We start from the raw sequence: 26,697 nt of genomic DNA, 5'->3' as shown, positions 1-26,697 counted from the left end.
GTTGAGTTGTTTTTTTGCATTTTAAGAGGCCTGTGCAATGTCGCTGTTTTTACTTACATTTGGTTTACTGATTTTAATTGTTACGGCAATGGCAATCGGTGTGATTGTTCAGAAGAAATCTATGGCAAGTAGTTGTGGTGGCCTTGGTTCTGTTGGTATTGATAAAGCATGTGACTGCGATGATCCATGTGATCGACGCAAAAAGCGCTTAGCTAAAGAGCAAATTTGGAAAGAAAACCAAATTTTATAATATGCTAATAAAATGACGTTAGTAGCAGGTTGTTGCTAATTTTAATGCGAGCTATAGGCTCGCATTTTTGTATCTGAATTTTGGGAGGGAGGTTATGCAGAGCACATGGTATTTTTTGCGTCATGGTGAAATCGTCGAGCAAGGTATATTATGTGGTCGTTCTGATATAAATCTCAGCCCTCTCGGTTGGCAGCAACTAGAAGATGTAACGAAAGGTATTACCGCAGTAACGCAAATCTTCAGTTCCCCACTAGTTAGATGCAGTAAGTTTGCGACAAAAATCAGCGAACAAAGGCAATTATCTGTTGAGATAGTTGATGATTTGCAAGAAATGGACTTCGGCCTGTGGGATGGCAAGCCTTTTGAGTGGTTATGGTGCAATACAGATAAACCGAGCATCGGTGATTTTTGGGCTGATCCTTGGTCACATACGCCACAAGGTGCAGAGTCTATGACGAATTTTCATTTACGAGTTCAAACTTGGTGGCAATCACAGCTAGCGATCCCAAACGATGAGTGTAGCTTGGTAATAACCCACGCAGGTGTTATTAAACAGTTGTTGGCTATGATTCTGCAGTTTCCTAGTAATAGCGTGAAACAGCTTAGTATTTTTGATGTTGGGTATGCTAGCGTAATAAAAGTGCAGGTGTACTATGATGAACAAGGTGTCGCTTGGCCTAAAGTTGTATTTTAGACGTCTAGACAGCATAATACGGTTGTTTGTTGGTATTTCTTGGGAATGAACTGAAAATGTTCAACTGTCCCCGCAACTGTAAAGTACTGTGAGTACGAAAGTCAGATACCAAGACCAACAACTTTCTCATGAGCGGGCGTACTCTGAGTTGTTCAATATGCTTCATAATACCCATATTTCAAATGATATGATGGGTTTTCCTTTATATTGCTCACCTTAATATAACGCGTACACTGCTGATTTATTCAATCGCTTGTTAAAGCTTAACTGATGCTAAAGGGGCACTGTGGAAGACGCTAAAAAGTCCCAAACGAAAGTTATTGAAGTACGTGATCTTGCGCTGAAAATTGATGATCATCAGATACTCAGTGATATTAACTTCTCGATTGATACAGGCAAGTTTGTTGGCTTAATTGGCCCTAATGGAGCTGGAAAATCTTCGTTGTTACGAAGCCTATATCGATATACAACCCCAACGACGGGGGAAATTGTCTTTTTAGGTAAGTCTTTATGCCATTACTCAAGACAAGACTACGCAAGGCAAGTCGCAGTGGTGTTACAAGAGATCCCAGACCATTTTAATTTGAGTGTTTTTGATGTAGTGGCAATGGGGGTATTACCTCACAAGTCATTATTTAGTGCTGTGAGTTTACAAGATAAATTGGCTGTAGCCAGTGCTATCGATAAAGTAGGTCTCAGTGATAAAACTCGCCAGCCATTTTCTTATCTTTCCGGTGGTGAAAAGCAGCGGGTATTAATTGCACGAGCGATAGTACAGCAGCCTGTGTTTTTGATTATGGATGAGCCAACGAGCCACCTTGATGTGAAGTATCAAATTCAAATAATGGAGCTTGCTAAATCACTCAACATCACAGTACTCGCTTCTTTTCATGACTTAAATCTTGCTGGTGCATTGTGCGATGAAATACTCGTTTTAAAGGAAGGTGCTTTAGTTGCTGATGGAAAACCACTCGACGTGTTCAATGCACAATTGTTGGCGGATGTTTATGGCGTATGTGCATCGGTAAGTTCTGTGTCATGCCCTTATGAAGGCATCGAGCAAGTCCCACATATTCGGTATCATTACGGATATGCATTATGAAGCGTATCGTTACAATATGCGTACTGTTCTTTGGTTGTGTATTCAGTTTTTTTATGGCGTTGAAGTTGGGAGCAATTGATATTACGGGGGAGCATGTCTTTAATGCACTTTGGCAATATCAAGCAAATGACTTCTCACAAAAAATTGTGTTTGAGCTACGTTTGCCACGCGTTATTCTCGCATTTATTGCAGGTAGTGGCTTAGCGTTGGCTGGGCTCATTTTACAGACGGTGACTCGTAACCCTTTGGCTGATCCTTATCTTTTTGGTATTTCATCTGGCGCATCTTTTGGGGTTGTATTACTGTTCGCACTGACAGGCATTCAAGCTGGTCTTGCGTTTTCTGGGGCAGCGTTTGCCGGTAGCTTGTTGGCCATGACGCTCTTGTTGTTGATTGCAAAAGGGCGAGGCTCCGCTCAAGTAGAGGCGATGTTATTGGCTGGGGTTGCGTTGTCCTTCCTGTTCAGTGCGTTTACAAGTTTATTATTGTATTGGAGCGATCCTCAGGCGATCAGCGCTATTTTATTTTGGAACTTAGGCAGTTTTAGCAGAGCAGATTGGCAGTGGCTATGGTTACCCTCTTTTGTGGTTTGTGCTTGCATGTTGGTGATGCTGCTGTTACGTCGTTCAATCAACGCCCTTTTACTGGGTGATGAAAGTGCCACGACTCTGGGTGTGAGCGTTGAAAAGCTACGTTTAGGTATGTTGCTGTTGAGTTCGTTGTTAACGGCTGTGTTAGTCGCAATGTGTGGTGGCGTCGGGTTTGTAGGATTGATGATCCCACATATTGTACGTTTTTTTGTGTCTCAAGCGACCACTTTAGGGCTGTTCGCAACAGCGTTGAGTGGTGGGTTGTTAATGATTTGGGTTGACGTTATTGCACGGGTCGCATTAGAAAATCAAGAGTTACCGATTGGCGTGATCACTTCAGCAATTGGCAGTGTCTTTTTCTTAGGTCTGCTGATGTTTCGAAAGCGGTCAGCCTAGTTGGGTTGTGAAATACATCATGAGAATAAACATATGGTAAAGCCATTAGATAATAAATTTTCAGCACAAATAAAACAAAAGATTGATTTAAAAACCAAACCACTCGGCGCATTAGGGCAGTTAGAATGTGTTGCTTTTCAGTTGGTGAATATTTTTTCTCAACACACATCAGATGCTGAGTTTTTATCAAAAAAATGGGTTGTTATAGCACCCCAGTTAATCGTATTTGCAGGGGATCATGGTATTGCCTCACAAGGCGTATCTATAGCACCGAGTGAGGTGACGGGGCAAATGGTGGCTAATTTTGCAGCTGGTGGCGCGGCGATTAACGTTTTGTGCCGCCAATTTGGTTGGCAATTGAGTGTTGTAGATTGTGGTATTTTGAATGTACCAGAAGCTGATTTAGGGGTGATTTCTCAACGATTGGGCAATATAACTCAAGCATTCCATGAATATGAAGCTATGAGTGAAGCACAGCTTGAGCAAGGTCTTACCCTTGGCGCGCGAATACTGACATTACAAAGTCAAAAAGGTGCAAATGTATATGCATTTGGAGAGATGGGGATTGGCAATACTAGCTCAGCGGCTGCTATTTTTTCCGCGCTTTCGGGATTGTCTCCAGAAGAAACGGTAGGAAAAGGAACTGGGGTGAGCGGCGAAGTTGTTATTAAAAAGCAACAGCTACTGGCACAGGCGCTGGTGCTTCATGAATCGAAGCTCACCAATGCGCGTAACATTTTACGTTGTTTAGGTGGCTTTGAAATCTGTCAAATGGTGGGCGCTATGCAGCAGGCAGCACGGTTGCAAGCTGTCATTGTGGTCGATGGGTTTATTGCCACTGCTGCGGCCATGATTGTTATTGCGCTATCACCTAATGCTCAGCAATATATGATTTTTGCACATTGCTCAGGTGAGCAAGCTCATGCAAAAATGCTGGAGTATTTAAATGTAAAACCGTTACTCAATTTAGGCCTGCGTTTAGGTGAAGGTAGCGGCGCCGCCCTCACTTTACCCATTATGCAAAGTGCACTGGCTTTATATAATGACATGGCCAGTTTTGAAGACGCGCAAGTTACTCAGGTTGTACAAGGTGAATAGGCGAGGATTGTTATTAGCGGTGAGTTTTTTAACGCGAATACCGGTAAGCATTGAGATGCCGATTGCTGATAATGCGTTGAACGAAGCGAGTCGCTATTTTGCCATTGTGGGTGGCGCTATTGGTGCGGCATTGGCGTTATTGTATTGTGGGTTACAGTTTTTATTTCCTGATTCAATGGCGATTATCATCGTGCTTGCGAGCGGGTTAATATTAACAGGGGCCTTCCATGAGGATGGCTTTGCGGATGTATGGGATGGTTTTGGTGGTGGTTGGTCTGTCTCACAAAAACTGACCATTATGAAAGATAGTCGCTTAGGTACCTACGGTGCAACATCGCTGGTGTTACTGTTATTAGCTAAATATGAACTACTTATGTTGTTGGCCGATCATTGGCTATGGGTTAGCGCAGCACTGATTTGTGCTCATACGTTAAGCAGAGCAATGGCGACCAGTATTATTGGCAGGTTAGCGTATGTACAAGAAGATGCACAAAGTAAGGTTAAACCGGTTGCAAAAGCTTTATCTCGGCAAAGCCTAAAGGTTTTATATTATAGCGCTGGTAGCCTTTTATTGTTGATGTGGTTAACTCAGTTGTTTTCTTTTATCGAGTGCTTGTTGTTGGTCTGTGTGTTATGGCTTACTCGTTTTCTGTGTATTACCTGGTTTAAAAGTCAATTAAGAGGCTACACCGGAGATTGTCTCGGTGCAGCACAGCAAATCGCTGAATTGGTTATTTACGGTTTTTGCGTTCAGGTATGGTTATGAATGAAAAAATAGTATTGATGTTAGGCGGAGCCCGTTCAGGAAAGAGCCGTTTGGCCGAGCGCCAAGCAGAGCAATGGCTGCATAGTAATTTGGTATCCCAGTTAGTGTATGTTGCCACGGCACAAGTAAAAGATGAAGAAATGGCGCAACGGGTTAAACACCACCGCGTTTCAAGGTCTGAGAATTGGTCAGTGGTTGAAGAACCATGGTCATTACCTGAAGTTATAACGGATGCAGATAAGAACACCTGTATTTTAGTAGATTGCTTAACACTTTGGTTAACGTATGGTTTATGCGAACAGGGGGTAGACGCTTTTTTGCAACAAAAATCCGCGCTTTTAACAGCGCTGGAGAAAAGCCAAGCGCGCATTATTTTAGTGAGCAACGAGGTAGGACATGGCATTGTTCCCTTAGGTGAGCTGAGTCGTGTATTTGTCGATCAGTCTGGGTGGTTACACCAAGATATTGCACAGTTAGCGGATAGAGTTGAATTTATTATGGCCGGCTGTGCCTTACGCATTAAATAGAGATAAAACGATTGAAAACTTTGATGGTGCAAGGCACCACATCCGATGCTGGTAAAAGTACCCTTGTCGCGGGGTTATGTCGTGTTTTTGCTAGGAAACATCGTAAAGTCGCACCTTTTAAGCCGCAGAATATGGCACTAAATAGTGCAGTGACGCCATGCGGTGGGGAAATCGGTCGAGCACAAGCACTGCAAGCTGTAGCAGCGAAAGTTCCGCTTGATACGGATTTTAATCCAATCTTACTGAAGCCCAACAGCGATACTGGCGCACAAGTGATTATTCACGGCAAAGCCATTAGTAATATGGAAGCCACGAAATATCATGATTATAAAAAAGTGGCTATGCAGGCTGTTTTACAATCGCATACTCGCTTAATGACCTCATTCGATATGATTATGGTGGAAGGTGCAGGGAGCCCCGCAGAAATCAATTTACGAGAAAATGATATTGCAAATATGGGGTTTGCTACTGAGGTTCATTGCCCAGTTATTATTATCGCAGATATCGATAAAGGGGGCGTATTTGCACATTTGGTAGGCACGCTAATGTTACTCAGTGAGCAAGAGCAATCCCTCGTAAAAGGGTTTGTCATTAATCGCTTTCGTGGAGATCTCAGTTTGTTGCAATCTGGCCTTGATTGGTTAGAAGCGCGTACAGGAAAACCAGTGTTAGGGGTATTGCCGTATTTACATGCATTAAATTTAGATGCCGAAGATGCGGTTGCTATGGATAATGTCGTCGAAGAGAAACAGCTCACTATTGCTGTATTATTATTCCCTCATATTAGCAATCACACTGACTTTGACGCACTGCGTCTACACCCCAATGTGGATTTGCGCTATATACGTCATACTCAACAGATTGGTAATGTTGATCTGATCATTCTTCCAGGTAGCAAGAACGTGATCAGTGATTTGGCTTTTTTACAGTCAGAAACTTGGTCACAGGAGATTAAGCGCCATTTACGCTATGGTGGTAAAGTGCTCGGGGTGTGCGGCGGGTTGCAAATGTTGGGTGAGTCCATCAGTGATCCGTTAGGGATAGAATCAAGCGTAACAGAAATTCAGGGACTAGGGTTAGCACAGTTCAAAACGGTATTAACCGCGGATAAAGTGTTGACGCAAGTCAGCGGAAAATGTCATCTAGATGACGAAAAGGTGAGTATTTCGGGTTATGAAATCCATTGTGGGTACAGTACTGGCCCTGCGATGTGTCAGCCTCTTTTATCTTTTACAGATCATCCCAATGGTTACGAGCATGATGGTTTTATTTCTGATGATAATCAGATGGCGGGTACTTACTTACATGGCTTGTTCGACAGTGCCTGCGCTGCCCAGTCAATATTAGGCTGGGCGAGCAATGGCCAATTACAAAATACAATGTTTGATCTCAATACGCATCGCGAGGCACAACTAGAGCGTCTTGCCGATGTATGTGAACAATATTTAGATATACCAAAAATCACCGCCATAACATATGGTCAATAGAGGGCTTTATGAGTACAAATAAGCAAGAGAATACACAACAGTCGCAACAGGAAAGGCATGATAAGCACCAGAAACGTCAGCAGAAAGTAAAAGAAAGTGTTGATGCAAAAGTGGCGGCTGCACAAACAGAGCAAGGTATATTTCAAGTGATTACTGGCAATGGGAAAGGCAAGTCGACTTCTGGGTTTGGTACGGTAGCCCGTTGTGTTGGCCATGGTATGAATGCGGCAGTAGCACAATTTATTAAAGGTATGTGGGAGTGTGGAGAGCGCAATTTACTGGAAAAAGCGGGGGTGCCATTTTCGGTGATGAAAACAGGGTTTACTTGGGAAACGCAAAACCGTGTTACCGACACGAAAGCAGCACAAGACACCTGGATTCAAGCGAAAGCTTGGTTAGCAGATGACAGTATAGATCTGGTTTTACTTGATGAATTGACCTATATGGTGACCTACGAATATATTGATTTAGATGAGGTCATTACTGCAATTGAAAATCGTCCTAAAATGCAGTCAGTGATAATCACAGGTAGAGCGGCACATCGGCGTTTAACAGAGCTTGCTGATACGGTCAGTGAAGTTCGCAACGTAAAGCATGCTTTTGAAGCAGGAATCAAAGCGCAAAAAGGGTTTGATTTTTAATGCGACGTTACAGCTCTTTACTTTTGATGCTATTACTCATCAGCGTTAATAGCCAAGCTGCTGAGGCAAAGCGTATCGTCGCTTTAGCACCTCATATTGTTGAAAACTTATTCACGGTAGGCGCGGGTGATTTAATCGTGGGGACTGTTGACTACGCTGACTTTCCTGCGCAAGCAAACAAGATCCCGCGAATTGGTGGTTATAATGGTATTCAACTTGAAAAGTTATTGGCGCTTAAACCTGACCTAGTCATTGCTTGGCAAACAGGCAGTAAAAAAATTGATTTAGAGAAAGTAGAAAAGCTGGGCATTAAAGTGGTGTATAGCGAAGCCAAAGACATCAATAAGGTCGCAGACGAACTGCGTTTATTTGGTCAGTTGACGGGAAACGTTCAACAGGCAGAGGGGGCGGCACGTGCTTTTACAGCGCAATTTAATGCGATAAAAGGGCGCTACGCAGACACACCTTCTCTTAAAGTGTTTTATCAACTTTGGCCTGAGCCTATGATGACGGTGAATAAAAACACTTGGATCCATCAATTATTGACGGTGTGCAGTGTAGAGAATGCATTTGCAAATAATGCCACTGATTACCCACAAATCAGTATCGAGAATGTGATTAAAGCAAGCCCTCAAGTGATCATTGTCCCTGATGAAAAAACCAAGAAGCAGGTTGAAATGGTGGATTGGTATAAGTGGCCGGAGATCCCCGCAGTAGCGTATGACCAATTTATAACGGTGAATGCCGACTTATTACACCGTTATAGCACGCGTGTGCTTGATGGGGTGACAGATATGTGTGATAAAATTTTGGCATCAAAGGCTTTTTATCAAGCACAGGTGAAATAAGGTGATCAGCTTTGGTTGTACACTTTATAAAAGAAGGGGGTATTAATGAATAGCTGGCAAGCGTTACTGGCACATGAACAGGCGCAACCTTATTTGCAAGAGACGTTGGACTATGTGGCTCAGCGTCGTGCGGAAGGTGTGATTGTTTATCCGCAGGAGCAGCATGTTTTTGAGGCGTTAAATGCCACCGCACTAGAGCAAGTCAAAGTCGTTATTCTTGGGCAAGACCCTTACCATGGACCGGATCAAGCACATGGCTTATGCTTCTCAGTACTGCCAGGTATAAAGCCGCCACCTTCATTGGCGAATATGTATAAAGAACTCGCGCAAGATATTAATGGCTTTACGATTCCCCAACATGGTTACTTATTACCTTGGGCAGAGCAGGGGGTATTGTTACTCAATACCGTATTAACCGTTGAGCAAGGTGCTGCGCATTCTCACAAAAAGCTAGGGTGGGAGCGTTTCACAGATGCAGTTATCGCACACCTTGATGAACACACTCAAGGTACAATTTTCTTATTATGGGGTGCACATGCCCAGAAAAAGGGCAAAAAAATTGATACTGACCGTCATCATGTACTGCATGCGCCTCATCCATCCCCTTTGTCTGCACATCGAGGCTTTTTCGGGTGTAGCCACTTTTCTAAAACGAATCAATTGTTGATAAAGATGGGTAAAAAAGTGATTGATTGGCAAGTATGAAGAAGCTAGATAGGCTGATTTTTTAGGTTTTTAGTATTTAAAAAGGCTCCATCGGAGCCTTTTTTATGGACTTAGACCAAATCTAAGTCGTCTAAGTTTAGGTTGTCTGCAAAGTAGTCTAATTCCTGTAGTTCTTTGCGAAGACGCTGTTTGTCTTTCAGCGCTTCGATTTCACGCCACTTTCGTTTTTTACTTTTTTGAGAGGCACGTTTTTTTGTTTCAGGACCTTCTAGTAGTTCAATCATATCGTCTAGGCTATCCATGAATATCTCCTAATTGATTATTAACCTCAATAACGCGAGCTCAGTGTGCATGCCTGCACTACAAGCAACTTTGGTATATCACAACACGGCTAAAAATAAAACAACTATGTGTCATCTAGGTTAAAATAAAGTGACAGTTTGATGAAGGTCAAAATGGTAGAATAAAAAAACGCTGCATAGGCAGCGTTTTTTTGAGGTAGATAAACTGGGTGGTTTATAGCGCTTTAAAGCGTGTCTCAAGTGTTTCTTGGGCATCTGCGAATGAACGAATGCCTTCAGCCAGTTTTTCAGTCGCCATGGCATCTTGGTTATGCAACCAGCGGAATTGGGCTTCAGTTAGCGGCGCAGGTTTAGCTTCCACAGGGTAATTGCTTTCTAGCAAGTATTCTTGTGCATCGGTTAGGTTGCCAAGTTCTTCAAGTAGTCCAGGGCTGATGGTGAGCTTGTCGCACCCGGTAAGCGCAATGATTTCGCCAGTATTACGGAAACTCGCCCCCATAACCACGGTTTTATAATCATGGCGTTTATAGAACTCATAAATACTACAAACAGATTGTACACCAGGATCGTTAAGTGGATCGGTAGGCTTCTCAAGACCATTCGCCACATGCCAATCTAAGATTCGGCCAACGAACGGTGAAATCAAAAATACATTTGCATCGGCACAGGCACGCGCTTGTGCTTGGCTGAATAGTAAGGTTAAGTTACACTTAATACCTTCTTTTTCAAGTTGCTCCGCGGCTTTTATGCCTTCCCAAGTTGAAGCAATTTTAATGAGTATTTTGTCTTTACTCACACCTTCTTGCTCATAGAGCTTAAGCAATGTTTTTGCTTTAGCAACCATAGCTTGTGCATCGAAAGACAAGCGAGCATCCACTTCGGTAGATATATAGCCTGGCACAATCTCGGCAATCTCTTTACCAATGAGTACAGCAAAATAATCACAGGCGAGTTCTACTTGTTGCTCTGGGTTTACTTCGTTACTTTTGGCAAAGTCCCATGCTTTTTGTAAATAAGCTTGGTATGCAGGCATTTCACTTGCTTTGAGTAATAGCGATGGGTTGGTCGTTGCATCTTCAGGCTGATGCTTACGTATGGCTTCGATGTCGCCGGTGTCGGCAACAATGGATGAATGCTGTTTAAGCCTATCTAGTGCTGATGTCATTAGCTGTCCTCATTCCTATTTGCAGCAAATATAAAAGTGTAATTCCGCTATGTTGCAATACTGTGATTAGCTTTAATAGGTCAATTGTCCGTATCTAAACAGATACAGACCAAGGTAAGCGCAACCAGAAGGAGCTAGCGGGTCATTACACGAATTTAGGGCTATCCCTTAGAGATTCAAGGGTTATTCAAAGCTTGAAGTCCTGCGGGGATAGTGTTGAAATTGACACTAAACAATTTTCAAGTCAATAGGCTAGCCATGATCACGGTAATATCTCCTGCAAAAAATTTAGATTTCGATACTCCTGCGCATATTTCACGCCATACACAAGGGCAATTACTCGATCATAGCGAAGAATTAATGGCAGTATGTCGAACCTTGTCACCGCAGCAGATAGGCAGCTTAATGAAAATTAGCGACAAGCTATCAGGGTTAAATGCCGCGCGATTTAGTGAATGGTCGCAACCATTTACTGCAAATAATGCGAAACAGGCTGTACTGGCATTTAACGGTGATGTTTATACCGGATTAGATGCGACGAGTTTGAGTGATGACGCGCTTAATTATGCGCAAAACACTCTCCGTATATTGTCTGGCTTATATGGAGTATTGCGGCCACTGGATTTAATGCAGCCGTATCGTTTAGAAATGGGCACAAAATTAGAGAATAGCCGAGGTAAGAACCTGTATGAGTTTTGGGGCACGACCATTGCTGAAAATTTAAATGCAACATTGGCAGCGCAGCAAGCTTCTCAGTTGGTCAATTTAGCATCCAATGAATATTTTAAAGCCGTCAATAAAAAAGTGCTCAACGCGGAAATTATTACGCCTATTTTTAAAGATTGCAAAAACGGCCAATTTAAAGTGATTAGCTTTTATGCAAAGAAAGCACGAGGCATGATGGCACGCTACATAATCGAACAAAATATTACGAGCTTAGAAGCACTAAAAGCGTTTAATGTAGCAGGGTACTACTTCAGTGAAGAAGCGACAATGAAAGCCAATGAACCTGTATTTCTAAGAGCGGAGCAAGCATGATAAAACAAAGTGTCATAGTGATATTTATTGTATTAACGGCAATAGGGTGTAGTGCTCAATTTGGCACATCGGTCACAAATGGTACGGTTAGCTGTGAGCAAGCACATGCAAATTGTGCGAATTACTGCCGTGATGATACATCGATACCGGGTGCACAGCAGAATAGCTGCCTAGATAAGTGTTTCGAAGCATTAAATCGTTGCCGTGTATCGCCAAATGATCCAAATAGCCAGCCAACACCCAGTATGGGGTGGTAAAATACTTGCTTAACAACGGTAAAGAATGCAATGAATAAGAATGTGTTGTTATTGGCTATGTGCCAAGGGTTAATTACGACGGGTAATATTTTGTTAGTCACCATTGCAGCTTTAGTGGGGCAAGCTCTGAGTCCGTCAGCAGCATTAACAACTTTGCCTGTTGCTACACAAATGTTCGGGTTATTAATCGCGACGATTCCAGCATCGTTGCTGATGGCGAAAATAGGCCGTCGCTGGGGATTTAGCTTTGGTAATTTCATTGGGCTTATTGGCACATTTTTGGGTTATGTCGCATTGAGCCAAAGTGCATTTTTACTATTTTGTGCGGCGACGTTGTTAATCGGGGTAGGTATTGGATTTGCAACCTTATATCGTTTTGCAGCAATTGAAGCGAGCGATAATCCCGCAACGGCAATATCTACAATAATGGCCAGTGGCGTTATTGCCGCAATACTGGGGCCCAATTTAGCCGTATGGGTGACAAATAACTTCCCGAGCCTAAATTATGCTAATGTCTTTATCTCATTGAGTGGCTTGTATTTATTAGCTCTGTGTTTATTACAAGTCGTGACATTTAATGAGGTGGCAAAAACAAGTAGTAACGCAAGCGCGCGATCATTGAAAGAGATAGTGGCTCAACCACAATTTATTACTGCGGTCGTGATTGCCATGTTGAGTTATACCATCATGAATTTATTGATGACGGCTACGCCGTTGGCGATGCATCGCCACGGGTTTGATTTGGCTGAGTCTGCATTGGTTATCGAGTGGCACGTATTGGGGATGTTTGTACCTTCATTTTTCACTGGTAAGTTAATTGAGCGATTTGGTCAAGCCAAAATAATGGCGGTGGGTGCATTGATTATTTTGCTGTGTTGTATAGTTAATTTACAAGGTGTGAGCCATGAACATTTTCTGTTTGCCTTGTGTTTACTGGGAATAGGATGGAACTTTATGTTTATTTCTGCCACACAGATGGTCAGTGAGACATATCACCCTTGTGAGCGAGCAAAGGCACAAGCAAGTAATGAATTTTTGGTATTTAGTATGGTGGCAATATCATCTTTAGGTGCGGGATGGCTAGAAGCTGTCGTGGGATGGCAAACGCTAAATATGTGGACAATTCCTATCATGATATTAGCGCTTGGTATTATATATTGGTTTAGTACTGTGCAGCAAAAGGTGCTTGAGGTAGCTTAAACACCTTTTGGTAATTGGCTATATGCAATAACAATGTTGTCTCTAAATGACAGGTCTAAATGTAATGACTGTGCCCTATATTTTTGACAAAAAGTCACAGCTTGACCTTCTGATGTAAGTAGTTGTGTTGCAGCGTGTTTTGTCAATAGTGCTTGCCATTTGTTACGAATATTCATAGGTAGCTGAGGCAGGTTATTTAAAATATCTTCAGATGCTTTAAATTCGCTTTGCATTGCTAAATTGAGCATGTCGTCATTGGCAGCGGCAAGCCAACTTACGTTATTCTTTCCGACACATACGATAGGCAGAAAAGGAGCCAATGCAGGGCAAACGTCATTTCGATATAAATCTACTTGCCAGTATGGCCGGGCAATATTGGCAAATTGGGTAAAGCTGGTGATGGGGCCAAATCCAGCATGAGATGACAGAACCATTTCGACTCTTGGCTTATTTGCATCGACCGTATCATTGGCCACATCTATATACCATTGCTCAATTATCATGGCATTTTGAAAATACTCGTCACGCAGTGAACCCCACACTTTTTTTATGTTTGGATACGCTTGCCCCTGTGTTTTGAGGAGGTTTAAAACGGGATGTTTTTTGTAGCTATTCTGGTCTTTTAACAACAAATATACTTCATCACGAATTTCTTTACAGCGACCAAGTGGGTATGGTTTGCCTGCAAATGTAGGGTATTTGGGCGCTAAGATTAAATCAGCCTGTAAACGTAACTGTGCAAGCGCACCACACAGTAAATTTAATTGGTGGCTAGAAATTTCCATATTTTATGTTGTCCTTAGGATTTTGTATCATCATTTCAGCTGGTTAATATACCGCGTAAACAGTGATAAATAATAGTAAATCAAGATCTAGATCAACAAATCGCAACAAAGTTAATTTTACGTAATTAATGTGTTTGTTTTTTGTTTTTATTGTTATTAATCTGCGCATCGAAGAGTAAATTAAAATTTATTCAAGATAATTTATTTAGCAGAGGCAAGTTATGAAATGTTTAAGGCGAACAAAGGACATTACGCCCATCACATCACCGTCATTTGAAATAACCGTAAATCATCAAAAGGTTGCGGTAAGCGAAGGGGAAACTATTTTATCGGTTTTGCTCGCAACGGAGCATAAGGAGTTGATGGTGAATGACCATCAAGGTGTTTCAGGGGCGTATTGTGGCATGGGCGTATGCCATTGCTGTCATGTAAAAGTGAACAAACGATTTAAAAAGCGTGCTTGTCAAACGGTTGTTCAGCCACAAATGACAGTCGAGACGCTGGTGAATCGATTTTTCGAAGAGGGGATAAAATGACACATAATCACCCTGTGGTCATTGTCGGCGGCGGCCCCGCTGGTACCGCGACAGCTGCTCACCTAGGAAAGTTTGGTATTACGAGTACAGTCGTGGATGAAGCATCAAAAATTGGCGGGGTGATTTATCGAGGGCCATTACGTAGCACACTAACATTGCCGCATCTAGACGATAATTTAAAACGCGCCATGGCGGCCTTACAAAGGCGTTATGATAATAATGTGAAACATATTAGGTTATTGACGAATACACGAGTTTTGGGGCCTGAAGGTAAGAAAAACTTACTGGTAAGCAAAGATGAGAGGTTAGAAAATTTAGCCTACGAAGAGCTTGTGGTAGCCACGGGCTGTCATGAAAGGAGTATTCCGTTTCAAGGGTGGCAGCTACCGGGGGTGATGTTGATGGGAGGAGTGCAGTTACAACTCAAAAGTGGGTTGGTAAAGCCAGGGAGTAAAATGGCATTGGTGGGAACGGGGCCTCTATTACCGTTAGTTGCGTGTCAATTACATAAGTCAGGGGTTGAAGTCGCTGGTGTCTATGAAGCAAGTCAATTTGGTAAATTAGCCAAAGAAGCCGTTGCTTTACTCAATAAACCCAAGCTCACTTTATCTGGTTTAAGCATGATGGGGTATTTGAAAAAGCACGATATTCCTTTTCACTATGGCTGGGGGGTTGTTAAAGCACTAGGAGACCATTCAGTTAGTAGCGTGGTTGTTGCGCCTTACAATGCTCAGTGGCAAGCCGATTTGCAAAATACTAAAACCATAGAAGTCGACGCTGTTGGGGTTGGCTATGGGTTTGTGGCGCGTAGTCAATTGGCGATGTTATTGGGTGTTGAGCATGAATATAGTAATGTCAGTGGCAGTATTCCGATTCTAGATCGCTGGCAACATAGTAATGTAAAAAATGTATATATCGCTGGTGATAGCAGTGGGTTATTGGGTGCTGATGCCGCGATTTGTGAAGGACAAATCGCAGCCATACGCATTGCTGAACGCAGAGGGGTGCTCAATGCGAAACAGGCGGCACAGCATGCTGGAAAGGTGATGAGGAAGTTAGATCGAATTAAGCGATTTCGGTATGGTTTTGATCGATTCTCAGCGCGGCAAAAAGGTTTAATGGCACTTGCCCAACCGGAAACGATTGTGTGTCGATGTGAAAAAACAACACGTGCACAAGTCGATATTGCACTCGCTCAAGGTGTTAAAGATATTACAAGCTTGAAAATGCGTACGCGCATTGGCATGGGAGATTGCCAAGGTAAAACGTGTTCAAGTTATGCGGTAGATAGATTACATCAAGCAGGGTGTATAGATGATATTGGGACTATTAAACCACGTTTCCCATTAGATCCAATCCCATTTACTTTTTTGGAAGAGCACGAATGAAAAAATTCGATATTGTTATTGCAGGAGGCGGTGTGATTGGTGCCGCGTGTGCCTATTTTTTAAGTCGAGATACGGATTTGAAGATTGCACTCATCGATATAAAAAAACCGGGGAACGCGTCGCGAGCTTCTGCTGGTGGATTATGGGCTATTGGTGAATCTGTTGGGTTAGGTTGTGGCGTTATTTTTTTCAAAACTTTATCTAAGTTGCAAAGTGAAGCAAAAGGCAAAGAGATCCCTGTTATGCGGCCTCACCAGTTGCCAGATTGTTTCTTTGAGTTCGCCTTAACTTCAAACGCTATGTATCCGGCACTTCATCAAGAAATGCTTGAGCGACATGGTGTCGATTTTAAGTTTGAGCGCACGGGGCTAAAGTTCATCATGTATAACGAAGATGATCGTATTTATGCTGACCAAATTACCAGCGGTATTCCTCATCTTGCTGATCAAGTTCGGTGGTTAGATGCAGCACAGTTAAAAGCCGAAGAGCCTTATGTCACACCGGATGCGATTGGTGCAATAGATTTTATTTGTGATCATCAAGTTAATCCTTATCGGCTAGTGGATGCGTACATCGAAGGGGCAAGACAAAATGGTGTTGAACTGGTTTTAAACAATGAAGTGACATCGGTTTTACGCGAGGGAAATCGTGTCACTGGTGTGACGACCAATGAAGAAACGTATCTATGTGACACGCTCATTAATGCTGCTGGTGCATGGGCTGATACGTTGTTTAATCAGGCAACTGGGTTGCACATGCCAGTATACCCAGTGAAAGGACAAATTGTTTTGTCTGAACGTTTACCGAAAGTACTCAATGGTTGTATCAGTACCAGTGACTGCTACATTGCGCAAAAAGATAATGGTGAAATTTTAATTGGCTCCTCCACGGAAGAAAAGGGCTTTGATACGACAAATAGTTTGGATAAAATTACCGAACTGTCCCAAGGGGCATTAAAATGTTTACCTATCTTAAAAGAAAGTAATATAAAGCGCTGTTGGGCTGGGTTACGCCCTGGTACGCCAGATGAGTTGCCGATATTAGGTCATGTCCCTGGCATTGCAGGATACATTAATGCATGTGGGCATTTTCGAACAGGCATTGTGACTTCAGCTATCACAGGTCAGTTGATCACCGAGCTGGTAACAGGACAAGACACTACATTAGATTTAACGCCATTTAGTGTGACGCGTTTTTTTACTGCAGAATAAAAAAGGCCTCATAGAGGCCTTTCATATTTATTTCTTTTTCTTGATCTTGGCTTTTGCTTTCTTTTTCGCTTTCATTTTGAGCGGATCTTTCTTCTTCTTCGGTGGGCGCGCTTCTTTATTTTGTGCTTCTAAGCCTTTTATCACTCTTCGTTTAAGGCCTAAGTCAATATAACGCTCAATTTTGGCTAAAATGGCTACGTCATGGGCTTCGACAAATGAGATGGCTGTGCCTTTTTTACCAGCTCTAGCAGTACGACCAATGCGGTGAACGTACACATCTGCTGTGCGTGGCAAATCAAAGTTAATAACATGCGTAATGTCAGGAACATCAATACCACGGGCTGCAACATCGGTTGCAATCAAAATACGCGTGCGGCCACTTTGGAAATTGGCCATGGCGGTCATACGCTTATCTTGCGGCATTTCACCGCGTAGCCATGTGGTTTTTACGCCATGCGTATAGAGCTCTCCAACAAGTTGTTCTAAGCGTTCTCGGGTCTTTACAAATACGATGGCTTTTTGTACTTCAGTTTCACTTTGTAATAAATGCAGTAGTAATTCTAGTTTATGGGTATAGTTATCCGCTAAGTGCACCCATTGGTGTATTTTGGCTTTTTCTTTGCGAGATGATTCTGCCTCCAGTAAAGCCGGATCATTTAAAATACGTTCAGCAAATAATTCAACGCTATCGCCTTCTAATGTTGCAGAGAATAAAAAGCACTGACGACGGTTTTTGGCTTCTTCACAAATACGGAGCATTTCTTTTTTGAAACCAAGGTCAAGCATGCGGTCAGCTTCGTCTAGAATCAACAGTTCAACATTTTCTGCGTGGAAGTTTTCTGTTTCAAGGTATTCCATCAACCGACCAGGTGTTGAGATCAAAATGTCATTGTTCTTTTCAAAGATCTCTTTATGTGTACCATAGTTAATGCCTCCCGTTACCACACCAATCTTCAAGTGTGTGTTTGCAGCGAGTAACTGGCATTGTTCATGTATTTGATAAGCAAGTTCTCGTGTTGGTGTCATTATTAACACACGTGCAAAACCAGGGTCTTTACGAGGAAAGTCAAGCAAATGCTGAATTGCAGGGATTAAAAATGCAGCGGTTTTCCCTGTACCAGTTGGGGCGGAGGCTAATATATCACGCCCGATTAACGCTTCAGGAATTGCCAGCTGTTGTATACTGGTAGCGGATTGATAACCCATTTTGTCAATCGCGTTCAACACTTTGGTATCAAGATCAAATTCAGAAAATTGCATAGCACATCATAAATAAAGGACAATGGTCTCAATTATACGCGTGATGGTGATTTTCGAAAAGGTGAATAATGACTAGCTTTGCATTTAAACAGTTTAAGGTTCAACAGAACAAGAGCGCCATGAAGGTATCAACTGATGGTATTTTGTTGGGGGCATGGGCTAATTTAGTAGGTGCACAGCGTTTATTAGACATAGGAACAGGCACTGGGTTATTGGCGCTGATGTGTAAACAGCGTAATCAAGACTTAATCATTGATGCTGTTGAAATTGATGCGGAGGCAGTTAATGATGCGCGGCATAACATCTCACAGAGTCCATGGCCTGATATTATGGTTCATCAATGTGCAATTCAAGTATTTGAATCAAATCATACATTTGATTGCGTTATTAGCAACCCTCCATATTTTAACAACAGTCTAAAAAGCCCTGATAAGCAAAGAAATAAAGCGCGACATACTGATGGCTTGAGTTTCAGTGAATTACTCAGCGCTTATATTCAAGTGAGCCATGCAAAGAGTACTTTGACGGTCATTTTACCTTGTTCTGAAGCTGATATTTTTATCGAATGTGGCCGTGTGATGGGCTTATATTTACACAGAGTCTGCAATGTAAAAATGACACCAAATAAACCAGTGAGTCGTCGCCTTATGGAATTTTCATTAACGTCGTGTGATACAACACTGATGAGTGCGCTATGTGTGCGTAATAGCAATAATACCTATACACCGGAGTATATTGCATTATGTCGGGATTTTTACTTGAAGATGTAATGACAACGCTATTCTATTTATCATCAATAACACTGAGTAAATATAGGAGAAATAATTATAGATAACTTATTATTATCTAAAATTACAGGATCTTACAATGACTTTATTTATAAGAGGAAGTGCTTCAAAATAGCATAGAATGCGAATTTTGATTGATAACGTGAAGGGGATATTTGATGGATCAGACCATACGCAAGATTTTGACATTTTTAGAAACTATTGAGGTACCCTTTCAGCTGAGTCGTTTAACAAGTGATACGTTTTTACCCGGTTTGAAGTTACAGCAAGGTGTATTACTGATTGATGTTGAAAAATTGAGTTATGCCGGTGATATATTACATGAGGCTGGCCATATCGCCGTATGTGAGCCGACTGAGCGCCACTTGTTAAGTGGTGATGTATACAAAAGTCGCAGTAATAAAAACTGGATGAAGGGTGAGGAAATTGCGGCAATCGCATGGTCCGTGGCTGCTATTCAACATATCGGTCTGCCAACCAGTGTCGTATTACACCCAGGTGGTTACAAAGGGTCCAGTGAGAATCTGATTATGGTTTTTGAAAAGAATGAATTGTACGGCCAACCATTGTTAGCCGCATGGGAGATGATTGATTCTATTGAAGACTTTCCGGCACTCAAGACTTGGATCCGAGAAGTATCATGGGCGGATCCCGCTACGGTTTAACTGCATTGGGAGACGTTACATAAAATGGCCCGAATGTATGACAGAATGAAAAACCATTCAGTGAGAGAGCTATAGTGAATCGCCGTATTGGGTCATTATCAGTTCTATCCAGCTGGCGATTCGTTCATCGCTTTTTTCATACTGACTGTCTTCATCGAGTGCCAATCCTACAAAGTGACTCGCATCTTCAGTGAGTGCTTTTGATGCTTCGAATTCATAGTCAGCTGTATTGGGCCAATAACCAATAAAATTAACACCTTGAGGCTGTATTTTATCATGTAGCATGCCTAAAGCGTCTTGAAACCATTGACCATAGCCTTGTTGATCACCCATACCGAATAACGCAATGGTTTTGCCTGTAAGGTTCACACTTTCAATGTCATCCCAGCTAGACTCCCAATCTTCTTGAAGTTCTCCGAAATCCCATGTAGAAATGCCTAAAATTAAAAAGTCATATTGCTCTGCATTTATTAATGGCTCATCTTTGATGTTATGTAATGAAATTGTATCTTCACCAATAATGTCACGAATCTTTTCAGCTGCCATTTCTGTATAGCAGGTTGTTGAACCATAAAATAACGCTATTTGCATTGTATTTATCACTTTCTAATTGACTGTTATGATAGGCGCGAAGTCTACCCTATGATGTTAAAAATTGATACAGGAAGCCTGTGAGCGAATTTCCCAACGACAATACCCATATATCGAGTAATGATGACTATATAGAGGCATTCTTAGATACTTTGTTTTTAGAACAGGGGCTGAGTGACAATACTTTAGCAGCATACCGATCTGACTTAGGCAAGTTTACCGAGTTTTTGATAAAGTCGCAGCGAGACATTTCTTTGATGGAGGTGCAAAGTAGCGATATTGAAGCATATTTAGCGTATCGAGTTGACCTAGGGCTGAAGTCACGTAGCACAGCACGGTCAATTAGTGCACTAAAACGATTTTTTTTATATTGGGTAAAAGAACAAAAAATAACAGCGACGCCATTGCTCAGTATTGCGCAACCCAAAATAATACAGTCGCTACCTAAAACATTAACAGAGCTAGAAGTGGAAGCTTTGCTTGATGCTCCTGAGGTTGATGAACCTTTGGGTCTCAGGGATAAAGCGATGCTGGAGCTCTTATATGCTACGGGATTACGCGTAACTGAATTGGTCGGGTTGCGTATTGAACAAGTGAATTTGCGACAAGCCGTTGTCTTGGTTCGAGGAAAAGGCGGTAAAGAACGATTGGTACCTATGGGCGAAGAAGCATTGCATTGGATCGAACAGTTTTTGAAGCTGGGTCGACCGCAAATGATAAAACATGCGACTGACTTCGTTTTTCCATCAAAGCGAGGAGTTGGTATGACTCGACAAACCTTTTGGCATCGTATTAAACACTATGCTATTTTGGCTAATGTAACGTCGCCATTATCACCACACACGTTGCGTCATGCTTTTGCAACACATTTGCTTAATCATGGTGCGGACTTACGTGTCGTCCAAATGATGCTAGGTCACAGTGATTTATCGACGACACAAATTTATACCCATGTTGCCAGTGAACGGTTAAAATCGTTACATCAGCAACATCATCCCAGAGCATAGTGGAATTTTTTAGAGGTTTTCCGGTCTTAGTGGGTAACCGCATAATAATTAATGAGCAGAATATGAAAAAACTAATTTTAGCTGCCGCATTGGCGTGTAGCTTTTCAACTTTAGCGAATACGATACCAGAAACACCAACCCCATTGTTGGCTGACCCTATTATTGAGCAGTTTTCTGGTTTAGGTGTGACAGTTAAAAGTATATCAGATAGCCCAATCCCAAGTATTAAAACAGTGATCACCGATAAAGGTGTTTTATATGCGAGCGCGGATGGTAAGTACCTTATTCAGGGTACGGTGATTGACCTTGAAAACCGTGAGAACTTGACGGAAGGGGCGTTGAGTGGATTACGCAAAGAAGGTGTTGCCGATTATCAAGATTCGATGATTGTATATAAAGCTGAAAATGAAAAACACCAAATAACGGTATTTACAGACATTACATGTGGCTATTGTCGTAAGTTACACCGTGAGCTAGATGATTATTTGGCCGCAGGTATTACGGTTAAATATATGGCGTTCCCACGGGGAGGCTTACGTGGGTCAGGTTATGAAGACTTACGCAATGTTTGGTGTGCAAAAGATGCAGCACAAGCACTGACAGATGCTAAAGCAGGACAAACAGTTGCTAAAGTTGAAAACTGTAGTGCGCCGGTTTCGGAGCATTATGAACTAGGCCAAAGCTTTGGTATCACAGGTACGCCTGCGATTATTTTAGAAGATGGCTCGTTGATCCCAGGCTATCAGCCTGCAGCAGCACTGTCTAAAGCGTTAGAAGAGAACAGCAAAAAATCTTAAGTTTGGTATACTCATTCTATAATTAGAAAAGGCCGTAAGGCCTTTTTTGTTGCCTAAAAAATTTGAGATGTTAAATGAACACAGAGATCCGTACTCGCCCATTTGTAGAAGATAGTCATTTACCCGCCCACTTACATCCTGTTATCAAACAAATTTATGCAACGAGAGGCGTTTTAGACGCAAGTGAATTAGATAACAGTGCAAAAACGTTACTTGATTTTAAGTTATTTAAAGATATGGATAAGGCCAGCAATATCCTTGTAGAGATGTTGGCTAGAAACGCGACCGTATTGATTGTGGGGGATTTTGATGCGGATGGCGCAACAAGCACCGCAGTATTGATGGAAGGGCTTCCCCAATTTGGTTTTACGCATGTCGATTACTTGGTACCAGATAGATTTAGTTTAGGGTACGGATTAAGTCCTGCTTTAGCAGAGCAAATCGTGGCGCTTAAACCTAATTTAGTGATCACAGTTGATAATGGTATTTCGTGTATTGCAGGTATTGATCTTGTTAAACAAGCAGGGATCACCGTGATCGTAACGGATCATCACTTACAGGGAGCGCACTTGCCTAATGCAGATGCCATTGTGAACCCAAATCAACATGACTGTGGATTTCCATCTAAATCAATCGCCGGTGTGGGAGTTGCCTTCTATTTATTAATTGCGCTGCGTAATAAGTTGAGAGAGCAGGGTTATTTTACAACAAACACTGAACCTAATTTGGCCGCATTATTGGACATTGTTGCGTTAGGGACCGTTGCGGATGTGGTCGCACTTGATGCAAATAATCGTACGTTGGTATATCAGGGGCTTGCACGGATCCGAAGTGGTAAAACCAGGCCTGGCATTCAAGCATTGATTGAAGTTGCCAATCGTAATGCCGCGCGTTTAAGTGCAAGCGATTTTGGTTTTTCACTTGCGCCGAGACTGAATGCTGCAGGTCGATTAGATGATATGAGTTTGGGTATAGCGTGTTTGTTATCAAAAGATATGAATCAAGCCCGTCGTATCGCGGGTGAACTTGATGGTTTAAACCATGAGCGTCGTGAAATAGAGCAAGGTATGCAACAAGAAGCACACTCGGTGCTCGAACGCTTAGTGTTAAGTAGTCAGGGGGTTCCTGATGCAGTTTGTTTGTATCAAGATGATTGGCATCAAGGCGTAATAGGTATTTTGGCAGGTCGATTAAAAGAGCAGTATCATCGTCCCGCTGTGATTTTTGCTCAAGGTGATAATGGCGAAATAAAAGGCTCGTGTCGTTCAATCGATGGATTACATATGCGAGATTTATTGGAACAGCTTAACACCCAACATCCAGGTTTAATTTTAAAGTTTGGTGGTCATGCAATGGCTGCAGGTTTGACGATATATGAAGACAGTTTTGCGCAGTTTAAACTTGTCTTTGAAGCCACAGTCAGTAAATTGTTGTCTGAAGAGCATAAACAGAGCGTATTGTTGACCGATGGGGCCTTGCCTGCTGAGTGTTTTACCATGGATTTCGCACAGCTTTTACAACAAGCAGGCCCTTGGGGGCAGCATTTCCCAGAGCCTGTTTTTTGTGGAGAATTTGAATTAATTCAACAACGTATTGTTGGAGAAAAACACCTTAAATTGGTGTTGAAGCATTCATCAGGAAAATTAGTCGATGCAATTGCATTTAATGTTGATGTAAGGGCTTGGCCTAATAATCAAGCGCAATTGGCACAAGTTGCGTATCAATTAGATATCAATGAGTTTCGCGGTAAATTTACATTACAGTTAATCGTGCGAGAAATCAGCGCAATAACGGCATAAAGACATTTATAGCAGGAACAAATTTTGTTAGTATGGCGCGTTTAACAATTAGGCTGTTGCAGATTACCGCTGGGTGAGTGCAATAACCAATCATTGTAGTGAAATTTTTGGAGTAATGTGCATGTTTGAAGTGAATCCTGTGATTAACCAAATCAAGGACATTCGCGAACGTACTGAGCTGCTTCGGGGGTACCTTTGACTATGCTCTTAAACAAGAGCGTTTAGAAGAAGTTAACGCTGAACTTGAAGACTCGGCAGTATGGAATGAACCAGAAAGAGCACAGGCGCTAGGCCGTGAAAAATCGGCTTTAGAAATTGTGGTTGAAACCATTGACACTTTGGTGGCCGGTGCTGATGATGTGGAAGGGTTAGTTGAGTTGGCCGTTGAAGCGGAAGATCAAGAAACTTTTGATGAAGCAGAGCAGGAGCTTGCAGGTTTGGTTGCAAGCCTTGAAAAGCTAGAGTTTCGTAGAATGTTCTCAGGCCCACACGATGACAATGATGCATATCTCGATTTGCAATCCGGTTCAGGCGGTACTGAAGCACAAGACTGGTGTAATATGCTACTACGTATGTATTTACGTTGGGGTGAAGCAAAAGGTTTTAAAGTGGAGCTCGTAGAAGCCACCGATGGTGATGTTGCCGGTATTAAAGGCGCCACGGTACGTTTCAGTGGTGAATATGCCTATGGCTGGTTACGCACAGAAACAGGCGTACATCGTTTGGTTCGTAAAAGTCCATTTGACTCAAGTGGTCGTCGCCATACTTCATTTGCGTCAGCGTTTGTTTATCCGGAAGTTGATGACAATATTGAAATAGATATTAACCCTGCTGAATTGCGCATTGATGTATACAGAGCGTCAGGCGCGGGTGGTCAGCACGTAAATACCACTGAATCAGCAGTACGTATTACGCACTTACCAACAAATACTGTTGTACAGTGTCAAAATGAGCGTTCGCAGCATAAAAACAAAGCGCAAGCGATGAAGCAATTAAAAGCCAAGTTGTTTGAGCTTGAAATGCAAGCTCAGAACGCAGAAAAGCAGTCACAAGAAGACGCCAAGTCAGACATAGGTTGGGGCAGTCAAATACGTTCTTATGTATTGGATGACTCTCGAATTAAGGATTTACGTACTGGTGTCGAAAATCGAAATACGCAAGCCGTACTTGATGGTGACCTAGATAGATTTATCGAAGCTAGCCTGAAATCAGGCCTTTAATCAACAAGCTAAACTAAGAGCTATAAAATGACAGATCAAATCCAAGACGAAAATAAACTCATTGCTGAGCGTCGTACTAAGTTGGATGCGATTCGCGAGAATTGCAGTGCCAATGGCCACCCTAACAGCTTCCGCCGTGAAGATTATACGGCTGATCTACAAGCTAAGTTTGGTGATAAATCGAAAGAAGAACTTGTTGAATTAAACCAGCAGGCGTCAATTGCTGGGCGTGTCTTAGCAAAGCGTGGCCCTTTCTTAGTGCTGCAAGACATGAAAGGCCGTATTCAAGCGTATGCGTCTAAAGATGTTCAAAAAGATCTAAAAGCAAAATATGGTCAGCTTGATATTGGCGATATTATTGGTGTAACGGGGCCTGTACACAAGTCAGGCAAAGGCGATTTATACGTTGATATGGTTCAATATGAATTGTTGACTAAATCATTGCGCCCGCTACCCGAGAAGTTTCATGGTTTAACAGACCAAGAAGCCAAATACCGTCAGCGCTATGTTGATTTGATCACCAATACTGATACGCGTGAAACATTCCGCATTCGTTCAAAAGTGATTGAAGGTATTCGCCGCTTCCTTGCTGAACGTGAGTTTATGGAAGTTGAAACGCCTATGTTACAGGTTATTCCTGGTGGTGCGACAGCTCGCCCGTTTGCGACACACCATAATGCACTCGACATTGATATGTACTTGCGTATTGCGCCTGAACTTTACTTAAAGCGTTTAGTTGTGGGTGGCTTTGACCGTGTATTTGAAATAAACCGTAACTTTCGTAACGAAGGTTTATCAACACGCCATAACCCTGAATTCACCATGATTGAATTTTATCAAGCGTATGCTGATTACAATGACTTGATGAATTTAACTGAAGATATGCTACGTACTGTGGCACAAGATGTGCTGGGTACGACGACGGTTGTGAATACCACTAAGAATGCGGAAGGTGAAGTTACTGATAGCGTTGAGTATGACTTTGGTCAGCCGTTTGTGCGTTTAACAATGGCCGATGCGATTATTGAGCACAGTGAAGAAGCGGCTAAGCAAGCTGAAATTTTCCAAGACCCTGAAAATCATTTTGACGCGCTAAAAGCGTTTGCTAAACAAGTACACGTTAAAATCCCTGAAAACTGTGTATGGGGACCTGGTAAGTTTTTATGTGAAATTTTTGAAGAAGTGGCAGAGCATAAACTTATTCAACCGACTTTCATTACGGCATACCCGTGGGAAGTGTCTCCACTTGCGCGTCGTAATGACGACAACGCATTCATTACTGACCGTTTTGAATTCTTCGTTGGTGGACGTGAATTGGCAAACGGATTTTCTGAGCTAAATGATGCTGAAGATCAAGCTGCACGCTTTGCACGTCAGGTTGAAGAGAAAGATGCGGGTGATGATGAAGCAATGCATTATGACGAAGATTACATTCGTGCATTAGAGTATGGATTACCGCCTACGGCAGGTGAAGGTATTGGTATTGACCGTTTAGTGATGCTATTTACTGATTCATCAACGATTAAAGATGTGATCTTGTTTCCTCATATGAGACCGCAAACGGACTAAGTACACCAGAGAGTGATACGATTGAGAAAAGCGCCTTCATGGCGCTTTTCTGTT

The 26,697-nt window shown here is 42.3% G+C and carries 29 protein-coding genes and 1 riboswitch; of the genes, 24 read left to right on the top strand and 5 right to left on the bottom strand.

Features of this window, described 5'->3' with window-relative positions:
• The first annotated feature begins 37 nt into the window (after positions 1 to 37).
• From nqrM to ung, 11 genes are all read left to right on the top strand, one after another.
• The gene (gene nqrM / locus PAUR_RS16040) at positions 38 to 250 is read left to right on the top strand and encodes a (Na+)-NQR maturation NqrM (protein ID WP_192508759.1); all 213 of its coding nucleotides are present in this window, start codon (positions 38 to 40) and stop codon (positions 248 to 250) included.
• Positions 251 to 344: 94 nt separating this feature from the next.
• Positions 345 to 944 (top strand): histidine phosphatase family protein, encoded by a 600-nt coding sequence (locus PAUR_RS16035; protein ID WP_192508758.1) that lies wholly within the window; start codon positions 345 to 347, stop codon positions 942 to 944.
• A 13-nt stretch (positions 945 to 957) separates the two neighbouring features.
• Positions 958 to 1,077: riboswitch (cobalamin riboswitch) on the top strand.
• 153 nt (positions 1,078 to 1,230) lie between these two features.
• A complete protein-coding gene (locus PAUR_RS16030) occupies positions 1,231 to 2,046 on the top strand; it encodes an ABC transporter ATP-binding protein (protein WP_192508757.1) in 816 nt (271 codons plus the stop codon).
• Positions 2,043 to 3,032, top strand: a complete 990-nt coding sequence (locus tag PAUR_RS16025) for a FecCD family ABC transporter permease (protein ID WP_192508756.1) — start codon at positions 2,043 to 2,045, stop codon at positions 3,030 to 3,032. The genes PAUR_RS16030 and PAUR_RS16025 overlap by 4 nt, the downstream gene beginning before the upstream one ends.
• Positions 3,033 to 3,065: 33 nt before the next feature.
• Positions 3,066 to 4,130: a nicotinate-nucleotide--dimethylbenzimidazole phosphoribosyltransferase gene (cobT, locus tag PAUR_RS16020; RefSeq protein ID WP_192508755.1), complete on the top strand. Its 1,065-nt coding sequence runs from the start codon at positions 3,066 to 3,068 to the stop codon at positions 4,128 to 4,130.
• On the top strand, positions 4,075 to 4,896 hold the full coding sequence (locus PAUR_RS16015; RefSeq protein ID WP_192508754.1) for an adenosylcobinamide-GDP ribazoletransferase: 822 nt from the start codon (positions 4,075 to 4,077) through the stop codon (positions 4,894 to 4,896). The genes cobT and PAUR_RS16015 overlap by 56 nt, the downstream gene beginning before the upstream one ends.
• The gene (gene cobU, locus PAUR_RS16010; RefSeq protein WP_192508753.1) at positions 4,893 to 5,423 is read left to right on the top strand and encodes a bifunctional adenosylcobinamide kinase/adenosylcobinamide-phosphate guanylyltransferase; all 531 of its coding nucleotides are present in this window, start codon (positions 4,893 to 4,895) and stop codon (positions 5,421 to 5,423) included. The genes PAUR_RS16015 and cobU overlap by 4 nt, the downstream gene beginning before the upstream one ends.
• 11 nt (positions 5,424 to 5,434) lie before the next feature.
• Entirely contained in the window at positions 5,435 to 6,910 is a 1,476-nt protein-coding gene (locus PAUR_RS16005) for a cobyric acid synthase (protein WP_192508752.1), read from the top strand.
• 8 nt (positions 6,911 to 6,918) lie between these two features.
• Positions 6,919 to 7,551 (top strand): cob(I)yrinic acid a,c-diamide adenosyltransferase, encoded by a 633-nt coding sequence (gene cobO, locus PAUR_RS16000; protein ID WP_192508751.1) that lies wholly within the window; start codon positions 6,919 to 6,921, stop codon positions 7,549 to 7,551.
• Entirely contained in the window at positions 7,551 to 8,399 is an 849-nt protein-coding gene (locus PAUR_RS15995) for a cobalamin-binding protein (protein WP_192508750.1), read from the top strand. The genes cobO and PAUR_RS15995 overlap by 1 nt, the downstream gene beginning before the upstream one ends.
• Positions 8,400 to 8,444: 45 nt before the next feature.
• A complete protein-coding gene (ung, locus tag PAUR_RS15990) occupies positions 8,445 to 9,104 on the top strand; it encodes a uracil-DNA glycosylase (RefSeq protein WP_192508749.1) in 660 nt (219 codons plus the stop codon).
• A 71-nt stretch (positions 9,105 to 9,175) separates the two neighbouring features.
• Here ung and PAUR_RS15985 read toward each other — a convergent pair whose 3' ends face one another.
• Together PAUR_RS15985 and tal are read right to left on the bottom strand one after the other, a co-directional pair.
• Positions 9,176 to 9,367 carry a DUF3545 family protein gene (locus PAUR_RS15985; RefSeq protein ID WP_192508748.1) on the bottom strand — a complete coding sequence of 64 codons (192 nt, stop codon included), beginning with the start codon at positions 9,365 to 9,367 and terminating at the stop codon, positions 9,176 to 9,178.
• A 214-nt stretch (positions 9,368 to 9,581) separates the two neighbouring features.
• A complete protein-coding gene (gene tal / locus PAUR_RS15980) occupies positions 9,582 to 10,532 on the bottom strand; it encodes a transaldolase (protein ID WP_192508747.1) in 951 nt (316 codons plus the stop codon).
• A gap of 258 nt (positions 10,533 to 10,790) precedes the next feature.
• On the opposite strand from tal, the gene yaaA reads away from it, so the two are divergent.
• From yaaA to PAUR_RS15965, 3 genes are read left to right on the top strand one after another with little or no spacing between them, the layout of a single operon-like run.
• Positions 10,791 to 11,570, top strand: a complete 780-nt coding sequence (gene yaaA / locus PAUR_RS15975; RefSeq protein ID WP_192508746.1) for a peroxide stress protein YaaA — start codon at positions 10,791 to 10,793, stop codon at positions 11,568 to 11,570.
• On the top strand, positions 11,567 to 11,827 hold the full coding sequence (locus PAUR_RS15970) for a hypothetical protein (protein WP_192508745.1): 261 nt from the start codon (positions 11,567 to 11,569) through the stop codon (positions 11,825 to 11,827). The genes yaaA and PAUR_RS15970 overlap by 4 nt, the downstream gene beginning before the upstream one ends.
• 30 nt (positions 11,828 to 11,857) lie before the next feature.
• Positions 11,858 to 13,027 carry an MFS transporter gene (locus PAUR_RS15965; protein WP_192508744.1) on the top strand — a complete coding sequence of 390 codons (1,170 nt, stop codon included), beginning with the start codon at positions 11,858 to 11,860 and terminating at the stop codon, positions 13,025 to 13,027.
• Here PAUR_RS15965 and PAUR_RS15960 read toward each other — a convergent pair.
• A complete protein-coding gene (locus PAUR_RS15960) occupies positions 13,024 to 13,812 on the bottom strand; it encodes a hypothetical protein (protein WP_192508743.1) in 789 nt (262 codons plus the stop codon). The two genes, PAUR_RS15965 and PAUR_RS15960, sit on opposite strands and share 4 nt — an antisense overlap.
• Before the next feature lie 221 nt (positions 13,813 to 14,033).
• On the opposite strand from PAUR_RS15960, the gene PAUR_RS15955 reads away from it, so the two are divergent.
• From PAUR_RS15955 to PAUR_RS15945, 3 genes are read left to right on the top strand one after another with little or no spacing between them, the layout of a single operon-like run.
• Positions 14,034 to 14,348 carry a 2Fe-2S iron-sulfur cluster-binding protein gene (locus PAUR_RS15955; RefSeq protein WP_192508742.1) on the top strand — a complete coding sequence of 105 codons (315 nt, stop codon included), beginning with the start codon at positions 14,034 to 14,036 and terminating at the stop codon, positions 14,346 to 14,348.
• Positions 14,345 to 15,736 (top strand): FAD/NAD(P)-dependent oxidoreductase, encoded by a 1,392-nt coding sequence (locus tag PAUR_RS15950; RefSeq protein ID WP_192508741.1) that lies wholly within the window; start codon positions 14,345 to 14,347, stop codon positions 15,734 to 15,736. The genes PAUR_RS15955 and PAUR_RS15950 overlap by 4 nt, the downstream gene beginning before the upstream one ends.
• A complete protein-coding gene (locus tag PAUR_RS15945) occupies positions 15,733 to 16,947 on the top strand; it encodes an NAD(P)/FAD-dependent oxidoreductase (protein ID WP_192508740.1) in 1,215 nt (404 codons plus the stop codon). Before PAUR_RS15950 ends, PAUR_RS15945 begins: the two co-directional genes overlap by 4 nt.
• Positions 16,948 to 16,974: 27 nt before the next feature.
• On the opposite strand, the gene srmB is transcribed toward PAUR_RS15945, so the two are convergent.
• On the bottom strand, positions 16,975 to 18,207 hold the full coding sequence (gene srmB / locus PAUR_RS15940; protein ID WP_192508739.1) for an ATP-dependent RNA helicase SrmB: 1,233 nt from the start codon (positions 18,205 to 18,207) through the stop codon (positions 16,975 to 16,977).
• Positions 18,208 to 18,275: 68 nt separating this feature from the next.
• On the opposite strand from srmB, the gene PAUR_RS15935 reads away from it, so the two are divergent.
• Both PAUR_RS15935 and PAUR_RS15930 read left to right on the top strand, forming a co-directional pair.
• Positions 18,276 to 18,977 carry a tRNA1(Val) (adenine(37)-N6)-methyltransferase gene (locus PAUR_RS15935; protein WP_192508738.1) on the top strand — a complete coding sequence of 234 codons (702 nt, stop codon included), beginning with the start codon at positions 18,276 to 18,278 and terminating at the stop codon, positions 18,975 to 18,977.
• Positions 18,978 to 19,153: 176 nt separating this feature from the next.
• Positions 19,154 to 19,660, top strand: a complete 507-nt coding sequence (locus tag PAUR_RS15930) for a hypothetical protein (protein WP_192508737.1) — start codon at positions 19,154 to 19,156, stop codon at positions 19,658 to 19,660.
• A gap of 69 nt (positions 19,661 to 19,729) precedes the next feature.
• On the opposite strand, the gene fldB is transcribed toward PAUR_RS15930, so the two are convergent.
• The gene (gene fldB / locus PAUR_RS15925; RefSeq protein ID WP_192508736.1) at positions 19,730 to 20,251 is read right to left on the bottom strand and encodes a flavodoxin FldB; all 522 of its coding nucleotides are present in this window, start codon (positions 20,249 to 20,251) and stop codon (positions 19,730 to 19,732) included.
• A gap of 80 nt (positions 20,252 to 20,331) precedes the next feature.
• Here fldB and xerD point away from each other — a divergent pair, with 80 nt between their 5' ends.
• From xerD to lysS, 5 genes are all read left to right on the top strand, one after another.
• The gene (gene xerD / locus PAUR_RS15920) at positions 20,332 to 21,258 is read left to right on the top strand and encodes a site-specific tyrosine recombinase XerD (RefSeq protein WP_192508735.1); all 927 of its coding nucleotides are present in this window, start codon (positions 20,332 to 20,334) and stop codon (positions 21,256 to 21,258) included.
• Positions 21,259 to 21,320: 62 nt separating this feature from the next.
• Positions 21,321 to 22,055, top strand: a complete 735-nt coding sequence (gene dsbC / locus PAUR_RS15915; protein ID WP_192508734.1) for a bifunctional protein-disulfide isomerase/oxidoreductase DsbC — start codon at positions 21,321 to 21,323, stop codon at positions 22,053 to 22,055.
• 74 nt (positions 22,056 to 22,129) lie between these two features.
• Positions 22,130 to 23,854, top strand: a complete 1,725-nt coding sequence (gene recJ / locus PAUR_RS15910; protein ID WP_192508733.1) for a single-stranded-DNA-specific exonuclease RecJ — start codon at positions 22,130 to 22,132, stop codon at positions 23,852 to 23,854.
• Between the two features lie 121 nt (positions 23,855 to 23,975).
• A protein-coding gene (prfB, locus tag PAUR_RS15905; RefSeq protein WP_192508732.1) for a peptide chain release factor 2 occupies positions 23,976 to 25,074 on the top strand; the annotation gives its coding sequence in 2 pieces (ribosomal slippage) (positions 23,976 to 24,050 and positions 24,052 to 25,074; 1,098 coding nt in all).
• 27 nt (positions 25,075 to 25,101) lie between these two features.
• Positions 25,102 to 26,643, top strand: coding sequence for a lysine--tRNA ligase (gene lysS / locus PAUR_RS15900; RefSeq protein WP_192508731.1), 1,542 nt, complete (start codon positions 25,102 to 25,104; stop codon positions 26,641 to 26,643).
• Positions 26,644 to 26,697: the final 54 nt, after the last annotated feature.

It is taken from the genome of Pseudoalteromonas aurantia 208, from assembly GCF_014858725.1.
Classification (GTDB): Bacteria; Pseudomonadota; Gammaproteobacteria; order Enterobacterales; family Alteromonadaceae; genus Pseudoalteromonas; species Pseudoalteromonas aurantia.
Note: the sequence above shows the minus strand (reverse complement) of the source record. Positions and strands in the feature narration are given on the sequence as shown.